This window comes from Pseudonocardia sp. KRD291 (genome assembly GCF_019263595.1).
Taxonomy (GTDB): domain Bacteria; phylum Actinomycetota; class Actinomycetes; order Mycobacteriales; family Pseudonocardiaceae; genus Pseudonocardia.
On record NZ_JADQDD010000211.1, the window covers coordinates 1 to 11195 of the forward strand.

The following is an 11195-nucleotide window of genomic DNA, read 5'->3' on the forward strand; positions in this document are numbered from 1 at the left end:
CGTCGGGACGGGTGGCCAGCCAGATCCGGCCGCGGCTGCGGACCACGCCGGTGAGCAGGTGGTCGATCGCGTCGTGCAGCCGGTCCGGGTGGAACGGTCGCCGCGCGGTGAACACGAGCGTCCGCACCCCGGCGTCGGCGTCCAGCGGAGGAGCGCCGTGCAGCAGCGGGTCGTGCACCCCACCGGGGACCCCGCGCCGGGCCCCGGCGGGCAGGTCCGCGCAGAACACCCGGTCGTCGACCTCGGCCAGGCGCAGCCGCGGGGCGAGCGGCGAGAGCCGGTCCAGGACGGCCCCGGTGCGGGCGAGCTCCCACGCGTCCGCGGCCGGTGGGTCCGACGGGAGACCGGACCGAGAGACGGACGGGGACACGGTGACGATCAGGTCCGCGAACTCGGCCTGCCCGACCGCGACCTGGGCGACGGTGCGCTCGTCGTCGGGAAGCGTGCTCAGGCCGCGCTCGGGCAGCGTGTCGTCGCCGGAGGCGTCCTCGAGCCACCGCGTCGGATCCAGGACGGTGACGACGCCGCGCAGGTCGACCAGGTCGGTCACGGCCGGCCGGTGCGGCTCCCCGTCCGGGCCCAGCAGGATCGACCCGAGGGCCCAGCACACCGGCTCCGGCTCCAGGCCCGGATCCAGGTGCAGCACCACCCGCCGGACCGTCCCGGCCAGCGCCGCGAGCGTGGGCAGCACGTCCTCGCGGACCGTGCAGCTGACGCAGCCGTGAGCCAGTTCCAGGACCGAGCGCTCGTCGGAGCAGGCGTCGCGAAGACGCCGGTGCACCCGGCCCCGTCGCAGGTCACGCATGTCGTGGTGCAGCACGACCACCGACGGGTCGAGCTCCCGGATCGCATCGATGGTCGCCTCGACCCCGTCGCGGGCCATCCCGCCCAGCACGACGAGCTCGGTGCGCGGGCGCCCGCCGAGCCGGTCCCCGGCGCCGGGGCTCGGGCCGACGTCGGGGCTCGGGCCGGCGCCGGGACTCGGACTGTGGTCGGTCATCGCTGCCTCCGGAGGACGTGGTGCGGTACCGGTGTAGGCTAAACGAAAATGAATGTCGTGTTGAGAGGAGGGGTCACGTGGCCAAGACCACCGACGTCCGTCCGATCGTGAAGATGCGGTCGACCGCGGGCACCGGAACCACCTACGTCACCCGCAAGAACCGGCGCAACGACCCGGACCGCCTGGTCCTGCGCAAGTACGACCCGAAGATCCGCCGTCACGTCGACTTCCGGGAGGAGAGGTAGGAATGCCGTCGAACCGCAAGGTCGAGCGCGTCCCCCGGCGCAAGGCCAACCCGTTGCACACCCGCGGGATCACGCACGTGGACTGGAAGGACACCGCGCTGCTGCGCACGTTCATCTCCGACCGCGGCAAGATCCGTGCCCGGCGGGTGACCGGGCTGACCGGCCAGCAGCAGCGCCGGGTCGCCGTCGCGATCCGCAACGCCCGCGAGATGGCGTTGCTCCCCTACCCGCACGCCGGGCGGGGGTGAGCACATGTCGCGTCGCTGCCAGTTGACCGGGCGGGAACCCGGCTTCGGCAAGAAGGTGTCGCACTCGCACCGTCGCACGTCGCGCCGGTTCGACCCGAACGTCCAGCGCAAGCGCTTCTGGCTGGCCGAGGAGAACCGGTGGGTGCGGCTGCGCCTGTCGGTGAAGGGGATCAGGACGGTGGACCGGATCGGCGTCCCGGCCGCCGTGGCCCGGATCCGCGCGGACGGAGGGAAGGTCTGATGGCGACCAAGGCCAAGATCGCTGCCAACGAGCGGCGCAAGGTCGTGGTGGCCCGGTACGCGCAGCGCCGGGCCGAGCTCAAGGCGGAGCTCGCCCGGCCGTCGAGCTCCGACGACGAGCGCGCGGCCGCCGCCGAGCTGCGGCGCCAGCCGCGCGACGCCAGCCGGACCCGGATCCGCAACCGGGACTCCACCGACGGTCGTCCGCGCGGGCACCTGCGCAAGTTCGGCGTCTCGCGGGTGCGTCTGCGCGAGCTCGCGCACGCCGGCGCGCTGCCCGGGGTCACGAAGTCGTCCTGGTGACCGGCCCGGCCCGGTGATCCTCGGGGCCCGCGTCACGGACGGTCGTGGCGTGGGCCCTGACCAGGGCCGACGGGGCAACCAGAACCCCTTACCGGGGTCCTGGAACCGGTGTGTAGAGTTATCCGGGTCCGCTCGGGAGATCGTGTGCAGCTCCCGGGTGCGGCTTTGCCGCCCCCTTAGCTCAGTCGGCAGAGCGTCTCCATGGTAAGGAGAAGGTCTACGGTTCGATTCCGTAAGGGGGCTCTGCCGAAGCGTCGTCCGGAGTTATCGTGACGAACTTCGCATGGCGGTGTAGCTCAGGTGGTAGAGCAAACGGCTCATAATCGTTGTGTCGCCGGTTCAAGTCCGGCCACCGCTACCACACCGACTAAGTCACGAAGTATCTGCTGGGAGGCACCCGCGATGGCCAAGGCCACAGACGTTCGGCCGAAGATCACCCTGGCCTGCGAGGAGTGCAAGCACCGGAACTACATCACCAAGAAGAACCGGCGCAACGACCCCGACCGCCTCGAGGTCAAGAAGTTCTGCTCCAACTGCGGAACGCACAGGGCGCACCGCGAGACCCGCTGACCGCGGTCACGTAGCGAAGGCCGGGAGCACGCGTGCCCGACGCTTCCTGGGTCGGCACGGCTCTCGAGCCCGCCGGCCCCTACCAGGTCGCCCGGGAGAAGATCCGCGAGTTCGCCGGCGCGATCGGTGACGACTCCGCGGTCTCGCACGACGTCGACGCCGCCCGCGCGGCCGGTCATCGCGACCTGGTCGCGCCGCCGACGTTCACCGTCTGCTTCACGATGCCGGTGATCGAGGCGTTCCTGCGGGACCCCGCGTTCGACTGGGACTACACCCGCATGGTCCACGGCGACCAGCGCATCTCGTTCACCCGGCCGATCGTCGCCGGTGACGAGCTGACGACGGTCGTGCACGTCGACGAGCTGCGCACCCGCGCCGGCAACCACATGCTGACGCTGCGGTGCGAGGTGGCCGACGAGACGGGCGCGCCGGTGGCCACCACCCACGCGCTGCTGGTGACACAGGCCGGGGAGGGCTCGTCGTGAGCGTCGCCGGGGCCGCCGCGGGTGACGAGCTCCCCGCGCTGCAGGTGTACGTGACCCGGGCCGACCTGGTCCGTTACGCCGGAGCCTCCGGCGACCTGAACCCGATCCACTGGAGCGACCGCGTCGCGACCGGCGCCGGACTGCCCGGAGTGATCGCGCACGGGATGCTGACGATGGCCCTGGCCGGGCGGTTGCTCACGGCCTGGACCGGCGACCCGTCGTCGGTGCGCAGCTACGGCACCCGCTTCACCCGCCCGGTCGTCGTGCCGGACGACGACACCGGCGCCCTGGTCGAGCTGTCCGGCACGGTCTCGGACGTCCGCGAGGACGGGGGTGTCCGGGTCGCGACCGTCGACCTGGCCGCGCGTTTCGACGGCCGGACCGTGCTCGGGCGTGCCCGGGCCGAGGTCGTACTCCCGTCCTGACCACAGGACGTCCACCCCGTCGAACGTTCCCGACGGCCCGGCCGCCGCACCCCGGCGCGTCCCGCTTGCCCGGCGCAGGCCCCGGGTCGATGCTTCCCGGCGCACACACCGCTACCGGAGAGGAGCACGGCGTGAAGTTCGGCAAGCTCGTGGACAAGGCCTGGGAAGAGAAGTCGGCCGCGGAGATCCTGCAGGCTCCGCCCTCGGCGCTCGAGGGGCTCACCGAGAAGCACGACGAGCAGCTCGCCGCGCTCGGCATCAAGACCGTCGGCGACCTGGGTTCCTGGAAGTACGCGCGTCGCGCGGCCGCGCTGGCGGACCTGGCCGACACCGACAAGTGACACCACCGCGCGGGGCCCGGGTGCTCCCGGGCCCCGCGCTCCGGTGCCGTACGGCCGTGGGCGGGGGCGCGTTGTCGGGCCCCGGACACCGGTGCCGTACACTCGACAGGCCGGGTGCACCGGTGGTTCTCGGTGCGCCCGTCCCGTGACCGTCGTGATCACTCGCGACGGTGGGGGACACGTAGGGGTGTAGCTCAATTGGCAGAGCAGCGGTCTCCAAAACCGCAGGTTGCAGGTTCAAGTCCTGTCACCCCTGCCACTACGCGGCAGACAGCTGGGACACCAGCGGCAACAGCACGACACGGTGAACACGGGCGACACGACGTGAACCGAGGGCGGCGCCCGGCGTCCGCTCCGGGTGAGAGGACAACGTGAGCGACGAACGCGATTCGGAGCGGTCCGGGCAGGAACGCCCGAGCACCGCCGCCGACCGTCGTGGGCGGCGGTCCGCAGCGTCGTCCGACGGCGCCTCCACGCCCGCCAAGGGCCGGGCCACTCCCTCCCGCGGCGCCACGGCGACGTCGGAGAAGGGGTCGCTCTTCGCCCGCCTGGCGCGGTTCCTGCGCGAGGTCGTCGCCGAGCTGCGCAAGGTCATTTGGCCGACGCGCTCGCAGATGGTGACCTACACGATCGTCGTGCTGGTCTTCGTGTCGTTCATGGTCGCACTGGTGTTCGCGCTGGACACACTGTTCGCGGAGGGCGTCGCGCTGCTGTTCGGCAACTGACCGACGGCGCGGACCACCGACGATGCGGTGACGAGCACGACACCGACGAAGGAAGCGAGAAGTACGTGACCTCCCCAGACGGCGGCCCCGGGCTGACCGACACCGACCGCGAGGTCGACGTCGACGCCGACCGCGACGTCGACGCCGCGAACGAGGCGGCGATCGACGCCCCCACTTCGAACGGCACGGTCGAGAGCAGCAGCGACGACCTTCCCGAGCAGTCCGTCCAGGACGCCGACGTGGAGGCCGCGCACGGCGAGGACGCGGTGTCCGACGAGTACACCGACGCCGACGACCAGGAGACCCCGGGCGCGGCGGCCGAGACGCTGGCCGAGGAGTCCGGCACCGACACCGTCGAGGGCGCCGAGGCCGAGGCCACCGAGAACGACGGTGACGCGGACGCGGAGCCCGAGGAGGAGGTCGACCCGGTCGAGGAGATGCGCACCGCCCTGCGGCGCGCGCCCGGTGACTGGTACGTCGTGCACTCCTACGCCGGCTACGAGAACAAGGTGAAGTCCAACCTCGAGACCCGGGCCCAGACCCTGGACGTCGAGGACTTCATCTTCCAGGTCGAGGTGCCCACCGAGGAGGTCACCGAGATCAAGAACGGCCAGCGCAAGCGGGTGCAGCGCAAGGTGCTGCCCGGCTACATCCTGGTCCGGATGGAGCTCAACGACCAGTCCTGGGGCGCGGTACGCAACACCCCCGGCGTCACCGGCTTCGTCGGTGCCACGTCGAAGCCGTCGCCGCTGACGCTCAACGAGGTCCTCAAGTTCCTGCTGCCGAAGGTCGAGGCGCCGAAGAAGGACGCCGAGACCGGTCGCAGCGGTGCGGCGGCGTCGTCCGGCGGCGGCACCGCGACCGTCGAGGTCGACTTCGAGGTCGGCGAGTCGGTCACCGTCATGGACGGGCCGTTCGCGACCCTCCCGGCGACGATCAACGAGGTCAACCTCGACGCCCAGAAGCTCAAGGTGCTCGTCTCGATCTTCGGTCGGGAGACGCCCGTCGAGCTGGGGTTCAACCAGGTCTCCAAGATCTAGGTCGTCCCCTCCAGAAGTCACGCCGTGGCAGGCAGGCTGCGGCGTGCACGTCGAAAGATCACGAGGAACACGAGATGCCACCCAAGAAGCGGAAGCTCTCCGCGATCATCAAGCTCCAGATCTCGGCCGGCGCGGCCACCCCCGCGCCGCCGGTCGGCCCCGCGCTCGGTCAGCACGGCGTCAACATCATGGAGTTCTGCAAGGCCTACAACGCGGCGACCGAGGCCCAGCGCGGCGACGTCGTCCCGGTCGAGATCTCGGTGTTCGAGGACCGCTCGTTCACCTTCGAGCTCAAGACCCCGCCGGCGGCGAAGCTGCTGCTCAAGGCGGCAGGCGTGGCCAAGGGCTCGGGCGAGCCGCACAAGACCAAGGTCGCCTCGGTGACCATGGCCCAGGTGCGCGAGATCGCCGAGTCCAAGATGCGCGACCTGAACGCGAACGACGTCGACCAGGCCGCGAAGATCATCGCCGGGACCGCCCGGTCGATGGGCATCACGGTGGACGGCTGAGCCGTCGTCACCACCAGTACCCAGTGAGCGTGGGAGAGCCGGGCGCGGCTCGAACCACGACCTGACCTTCGGGCCGTGAAGGGCCCAGAGAACGAGGACAGTCATGGCACAGCGCAGCAAGGCCTATCGCGAGTCCGCCGCGAAGATCGACGCGGACGAGCTCTACAGCCCCCTCCAGGCGGCCACCCTGGCCAAGGAGACCTCCAGCAAGAACACCGACTCCACCGTCGAGGTGGCGATGCGCCTGGGCGTCGACCCGCGCCGCGCGGACCAGATGGTCCGCGGCACCGTGAACCTGCCGCACGGTACCGGCAAGACCGCCAAGGTGATCGTCTTCGCCACGGGTGACAAGGCCACCGAGGCCGAGGCCGCCGGCGCCGACGCCGTGGGCGCGGAGGACCTGATCGAGCGCATCCAGGGCGGGTGGCTGGACTTCGACGCCGCGATCGCCACCCCGGACCAGATGGCCAAGGTCGGCCGGATCGCGCGCATCCTGGGCCCGCGTGGCCTGATGCCGAACCCGAAGACCGGCACCGTGACGCCCGACGTCACGAAGGCGATCAACGAGATCAAGGGCGGCAAGGTCAACTTCCGGGTGGACAAGCAGGCCAACCTGCACATGATCATCGGGAAGGCCTCGTTCGACACCGAGAAGCTGGTGGAGAACTACGGCGCCGCGCTGGACGAGATCCTGCGGCTCAAGCCGTCGGCCGCCAAGGGCCGTTACGTCAAGAAGGTCACCGTGTCGACGACCACCGGCCCCGGCATCCAGGTGGACCCGAACCGCACGCGCAACCTCCTGGTGGACGAGCCGTCCGTCTGACCTTCCCGCAGCACCACGAAGCCCCCGTCACCTCCTCGCGGAGGGGCGGGGGCTTCGTCGTGCTCGGATCCGGCGGGGTCGTGCTCAGGCCCAGTCGGCCAGTACGGCGTCGACGTCCTCGGGGGCGGTGCTGCGTCCGGCGACCTCGGTTCCGGTGCGGGAGAACCGCGGTGCCGGCGCGGCCTGCGGTACCCCGTCGGAGGTGACGATCGTGGACCGCGCGGCCAGGTGCGGGTGTGCGGCGACCTCGCCGAACGCCAGCACCGGGGTCACGCAGGCGTCGGTACCGGCGAACTGCTCGGCCCACTCGTCGCGGGTCCTGGTGGCGAAGACGTCGGCGAAGCGCTTCGAGGTCTCGGCCCAGCCGCTCGGGTCGAACTGTGCGGGCAGGTCGGCCGGGTCGATCCCGAGGCCCTCCAGGAGCAGCGCGTAGAACTGCGGCTCGATCGACCCGACGGCGACGTGCCGCCCGTCCGAGCAGGTGTAGGTGTCGTAGAACGGCGCGTGGCCGTCGAGCAGGTTGGTGCCGCGCTCGTCGTTCCAGCGCCCGTGCCCGAGCAGGCCCCAGACCATCTGCACCAGGATGGACGAGCCGTCCACCATGGCCGCGTCCACGACCTGGCCCTGCCCGGAGCGCTGCGCCTCCCACAGCGCGGAGACGACGCCGATCACCAGCAGCATCGAGCCGCCGCCGAAGTCGCCGACCAGGTTCAGCGGCGGCACCGGGCGTTCCCCGGCGCGGCCGATCGCATGCAGCGCGCCGGTCAGCGAGATGTAGTTGATGTCGTGCCCGGCCCGCGTCGCCATCGGGCCGTCCTGGCCCCAGCCGGTCATCCGGCCGTAGACCAGCTTCGGGTTGCGGGCGTGGCAGTCCGCCGGGCCGACGCCGAGACGCTCGGTGACGCCCGGGCGGTAGCCCTCGAGCAGCACGTCGGCGTGCTCGGCCAGGCGCAGCACTGTCTCCTTGCCCGCCGGGTCCTTCAGGTCCGCGACGACCGACCGGCGTCCCCGCAGCGTCGGGTCCGGGACGTCGTCGGACCCGAGCTGTAGACCACCGGAGGGGCGGTCGACACGCACGACGTCGGCGCCCAGGTCCCCGAGGATCATCGCGGCGTGCGGGCCCGGCCCGATCCCGGCCAGCTCCAGCACCCGCAGACCGGCGAGCGGTCCGTTCCCTCTGCTCACGCGACAACAACTCCTTCGTCTCGTCTCGTCCGTGGCGACCCTACGACGGCCGCCGACGGCGCCGGTCGCGCGAGGGCGACGGGCTCGGTCACACCCGACCGGCCCGTCACCTCGCCGGCGAGAGCGGCGAGGCTCAGGAGGCCCACTCCCAGAAACCCTGCGCGATCTCCTCCACCGACCGTCCGGAGTCGTCGCGCGCCTGGACGGTGAAGTGGTAGCGACCGGACTGCCAGTTGTCCTTGTCCGCGACCTCGCGCAGGCAGTCGCCCGCCCAGTCGTGCCACTCGTCGGGGCTGTCCGGTGCCGGGTCCGGCGGCTCGCACTCCACGTCCGCGATCGGGTGCAGGTTGCCGCGCAGCGGCTGCCACATGTGGACGTCGAGCCACAGGTTGTCCATAGGTCTCCGACCCTCGGCGTGCACCGTCGTGTCGTCCGTCTATCGAGAGACGGCGCACCTCCGGTTCGACGCCGGCGTGGACACCACCCGAACGAGTGATCTCCTCAGGCGCGCAGCAGGTCCTCGCGCCCGTTGCGCTCGAGGCTCTCCCGGTAGGGGCCGAACAGCTGCTTGGCCAGCGGGAGCACCTTGAGCAGCTTGGCCACCGGGCCCTTCGCCCGGACGTCGCCCTTGGCCAGCGCCACCGGCAGGACGACCTTGCCGAGCCAGAACCGGTTGCCGGTGTCGGCGGTCATGAACAGCTCGACGTTCGGGTCCGGCCCGGCGCCCGCGCCGGTGTGCAGTTCCGAGTTCGGCATGTCCACGGTGATCACCGCGTCCGGTTGGGTGTAGACGATCCGCAGGACGACACCGGAGGGTTTGAGCTTCTCGACCAGCGCCTCGTCCTGCAGGCCCATCCGGAACACCCCGCCGAGGTAGTCGTAGACCTCGGCCTCGTCGGCGAACAGTGCCATCGGTTCTGCCTCCCGCTGCGCCGGCGCCCGCGCTCGTCCCACGCCCGGCAGGCGACCCACGCCGGCCGCCCGCCGAGGACGGAGTCTGCCGGGGACACGCCCGCCCGCGCAGTCCACGACCGGGCCACCCCTGGCCCGCCCGGGCCGATCACCCCGGGCCGATCATCCCCGGGCCGATCATCCCCGGCCGGGGCCCGGCTCGTCGGGGTCGAGCAGGCCGCACCGCCCGGCGAGGGCGGCGGCCTCGATCCGGTTCGCCGCGCCCAGCTTGTGCAGCAGGGAGGCGATCATGCGCTTCGCGGTGCGCTCGCTGACCAGCAGCGGGCGCGCGATCTCGGAGGTCTCCAGCCCCCTGGCCAGCAGCGTCCACAGCTCGACGTCGCGTTCGGACAGACGGTCCAGCAGGCCGTCGCCGGTGCGGTCGGCGGCGACCAGCAGCGCGTCGAGCAGCTCCGCGCGCAGCACCCGGACGCCCTCCGAGATCGCCAGCAGCGGTGCGACGAGCACCTCCGGGTCGGCGGACTTGCCCAGGTAGCCGTGCGCGCCGGCGCGCAGCGCGGCGGCGGCGAGTCCCAGGTCCTCGGTGCCGGACAGCGCCAGCACCCGGGTGGCCGGGTAGGCGGCACGGATCCGTCGGATCGTCTCCACCCCGCCCAGCGGGGGCAGCGCGAGGTCGACGATCGCGATGTCCGCGCGGTGCCGCCCGACCAGCGCGACGGCCTCCTCGCCGGCCGTCGCCGACCCCGCCACCCGGAACGTGTCCCCGGCGCGGGACTCGAGCAGTAGGGCCAGGCCCTGCGAGAACAGGGCGTGGTCGTCGACGATGACGACGACGTGCTGATCGTCCGACACGGGAGCGAGCCTAATGTGGCGCCGCACCACCCACCGAGCAGCGGGGAGCGGCGATGACCGACGGTGCCGAAACCGACGCCGAGACCGACGGGGTGCGCCCCGACGAGTGGCCCGAGCGCACCTCGGAGGAGCGCACGGCCGTCGTCCTCCGACTGTGCGTCGTCGGGGCGGCGACCGCGCTGCTCGTGGCCGACCCGGGGCGGGCCGGGGACCGGCTGGGTACCGCCGCGGCGCTGGTGAGCGCGAGCCTGGTCTACGCGCTGGTCCTGGCGGTGGCCGCACCGGCGCGCCGGCGGCTGCCGGTACCGCCGGCGCTGCTGACCGTGGTGGACGGGCTCCTGGTGCTGTGCGCGTGCGGGCTGACCGGCGGCGTGGACAGCCTGCTGGTCACGGCCCTGCCGCTGGTGGTGATCGCGGCGTCGCTGCGCACCGGGCCGGTCGTCGGGTGCCTGGCGGCGGCCGGGTTCGGGGCCGGGTTCACCGTCGCCGCGCTGCTGGGCTCGGACCCGGTCGTGTCGATCGCGCGCCGGGCGCTCACCGGGCTGTGGTGGGCCGGCTTCCTGGTCGCGACGGCGCTGCTGGTCGGGGTGCTGGTGCGGCTGCTGGAGCGTCAGCTGCGCGCGACCGCGGTGTCGCGGGCGCGCGCGGACACCGAGCACGAGCGTTATCTGAGCGAGCGGGCGCTGCGGGACCGCCTGGTCTCCCAGGGCCAGGCCCGCCTGGACGGCGCGCGGGTGGTGCTGCACGAGTTCCGCACCCCGGTCGCCTCGCTGACCGCGCTCTCGGCGGACCTGGCCGCCGACCGGCTCTCCGAGGAGTCCCGGTGCACGGCGACCCGGCTGCTCGCCGACCACGCCGTGCACCTGCGCGACATGCTCGACGGGCTGGCCGACCTCGCGGTCTCCGACGGCAGCCCGCTGGGCCGGGTCCGTCCGCGCCGGGTGGTGCTCGCCGAGCTGGCGGACGGGGTGCTCGACGCCGCCGCGGTCGCCGGGCACCGGCGCCGCGCCGTCGTCGACCCGCCGGAGGCCGCGGTGCGCTGCGATCCGCAGCGCCTGCGCCGGCTGCTGACGAACCTGGCCGAGAACGCCGCCCGGCACAGCGCCGACGAGCCGGTGGAGCTGGAGTTGCGCCACGCCGACGGGGTGCTGGTCGCGGAGGTCCGCGACCGCGGGCCGGGCCTGCCCGATGGCCAGCAGGGCGTCGTCACGGCGAAGGGCGTCGCGCTCGGGGAACGGCGCGGCACCGCGGGCCTGGGCCTGTGGATCGCCGAGGCCCTGGCCACCGCGATG

18 protein-coding genes and 3 tRNA genes are annotated in these 11195 nt (G+C 72.6%); 16 read left to right on the forward strand and 5 right to left on the reverse strand.

The features are described 5' to 3' along the window. A partial coding sequence (locus tag I4I78_RS23645; RefSeq protein WP_226380307.1) for a GTP-binding protein occupies positions 1–1000 on the reverse strand: 1000 nt, incomplete at its 3' end. Positions 1001–1077: 77 nt separating this feature from the next. On the opposite strand from I4I78_RS23645, the gene rpmG (I4I78_RS23650) reads away from it, so the two are divergent. The 15 genes from rpmG (I4I78_RS23650) to rplA all read left to right on the forward strand — a co-directional run bounded on the left by rpmG (I4I78_RS23650) (position 1078) and on the right by rplA (position 6954). Then, positions 1078–1245 (forward strand): 50S ribosomal protein L33, encoded by a 168-nt coding sequence (rpmG, locus tag I4I78_RS23650; protein WP_218613676.1) that lies wholly within the window; start codon positions 1078–1080, stop codon positions 1243–1245. Between the two features lie 2 nt (positions 1246–1247). Continuing rightward, positions 1248–1493 (forward strand): 30S ribosomal protein S18, encoded by a 246-nt coding sequence (rpsR, locus tag I4I78_RS23655; RefSeq protein WP_218613677.1) that lies wholly within the window; start codon positions 1248–1250, stop codon positions 1491–1493. A gap of 4 nt (positions 1494–1497) precedes the next feature. Continuing rightward, positions 1498–1734, forward strand: coding sequence for a 50S ribosomal protein L28 (gene rpmB, locus I4I78_RS23660; protein WP_218613678.1), 237 nt, complete (start codon positions 1498–1500; stop codon positions 1732–1734). Then, a complete protein-coding gene (rpsN, locus tag I4I78_RS23665) occupies positions 1734–2036 on the forward strand; it encodes a 30S ribosomal protein S14 (protein ID WP_218613679.1) in 303 nt (100 codons plus the stop codon). The genes rpmB and rpsN overlap by 1 nt, the downstream gene beginning before the upstream one ends. Positions 2037–2206: 170 nt before the next feature. Then, positions 2207–2279, forward strand: a tRNA-Thr gene (locus I4I78_RS23670). A 42-nt stretch (positions 2280–2321) separates the two neighbouring features. Then, positions 2322–2397: transfer RNA gene (locus tag I4I78_RS23675), tRNA-Met, on the forward strand. A gap of 41 nt (positions 2398–2438) precedes the next feature. After that, a complete protein-coding gene (rpmG, locus tag I4I78_RS23680; protein ID WP_130292437.1) occupies positions 2439–2606 on the forward strand; it encodes a 50S ribosomal protein L33 in 168 nt (55 codons plus the stop codon). Positions 2607–2638: 32 nt separating this feature from the next. After that, complete coding sequence (locus I4I78_RS23685) at positions 2639–3091, forward strand: MaoC family dehydratase N-terminal domain-containing protein (protein ID WP_218613680.1); 453 nt, start codon at positions 2639–2641, stop codon at positions 3089–3091. After that, positions 3088–3516 (forward strand): MaoC family dehydratase, encoded by a 429-nt coding sequence (locus I4I78_RS23690; RefSeq protein ID WP_218613681.1) that lies wholly within the window; start codon positions 3088–3090, stop codon positions 3514–3516. Before I4I78_RS23685 ends, I4I78_RS23690 begins: the two co-directional genes overlap by 4 nt. 131 nt (positions 3517–3647) lie before the next feature. Continuing rightward, a complete protein-coding gene (locus tag I4I78_RS23695; RefSeq protein ID WP_308252310.1) occupies positions 3648–3857 on the forward strand; it encodes a hypothetical protein in 210 nt (69 codons plus the stop codon). Positions 3858–4040: 183 nt separating this feature from the next. Beyond that, positions 4041–4116, forward strand: a tRNA-Trp gene (locus tag I4I78_RS23700). 112 nt (positions 4117–4228) lie between these two features. Beyond that, a complete protein-coding gene (gene secE / locus I4I78_RS23705) occupies positions 4229–4582 on the forward strand; it encodes a preprotein translocase subunit SecE (protein ID WP_218613683.1) in 354 nt (117 codons plus the stop codon). Positions 4583–4743: 161 nt separating this feature from the next. Next, positions 4744–5622 (forward strand): transcription termination/antitermination protein NusG, encoded by an 879-nt coding sequence (gene nusG, locus I4I78_RS23710; RefSeq protein ID WP_218613692.1) that lies wholly within the window; start codon positions 4744–4746, stop codon positions 5620–5622. Positions 5623–5696: 74 nt separating this feature from the next. Continuing rightward, the gene (gene rplK / locus I4I78_RS23715) at positions 5697–6131 is read left to right on the forward strand and encodes a 50S ribosomal protein L11 (protein ID WP_218613684.1); all 435 of its coding nucleotides are present in this window, start codon (positions 5697–5699) and stop codon (positions 6129–6131) included. Between the two features lie 103 nt (positions 6132–6234). Further along, a complete protein-coding gene (gene rplA, locus I4I78_RS23720; RefSeq protein WP_218613685.1) occupies positions 6235–6954 on the forward strand; it encodes a 50S ribosomal protein L1 in 720 nt (239 codons plus the stop codon). Between the two features lie 84 nt (positions 6955–7038). Here the strand turns inward: rplA and I4I78_RS23725 are convergent, their stop codons facing one another. The 4 genes from I4I78_RS23725 to I4I78_RS23740 all read right to left on the reverse strand — a co-directional run bounded on the left by I4I78_RS23725 (position 7039) and on the right by I4I78_RS23740 (position 9903). Further along, the gene (locus tag I4I78_RS23725) at positions 7039–8139 is read right to left on the reverse strand and encodes a CaiB/BaiF CoA-transferase family protein (protein ID WP_218613686.1); all 1101 of its coding nucleotides are present in this window, start codon (positions 8137–8139) and stop codon (positions 7039–7041) included. Between the two features lie 133 nt (positions 8140–8272). Then, on the reverse strand, positions 8273–8536 hold the full coding sequence (locus tag I4I78_RS23730; protein WP_218613687.1) for a hypothetical protein: 264 nt from the start codon (positions 8534–8536) through the stop codon (positions 8273–8275). A 104-nt stretch (positions 8537–8640) separates the two neighbouring features. After that, positions 8641–9051 (reverse strand): sterol carrier protein, encoded by a 411-nt coding sequence (locus I4I78_RS23735; protein ID WP_218613688.1) that lies wholly within the window; start codon positions 9049–9051, stop codon positions 8641–8643. A gap of 177 nt (positions 9052–9228) precedes the next feature. Continuing rightward, positions 9229–9903 (reverse strand): response regulator transcription factor, encoded by a 675-nt coding sequence (locus I4I78_RS23740; protein WP_218613689.1) that lies wholly within the window; start codon positions 9901–9903, stop codon positions 9229–9231. Between the two features lie 53 nt (positions 9904–9956). On the opposite strand from I4I78_RS23740, the gene I4I78_RS23745 reads away from it, so the two are divergent. Then, positions 9957–11195 (forward strand): sensor histidine kinase KdpD (locus tag I4I78_RS23745; protein WP_218613690.1); only part of this gene is annotated, 1239 nt, incomplete at its 3' end.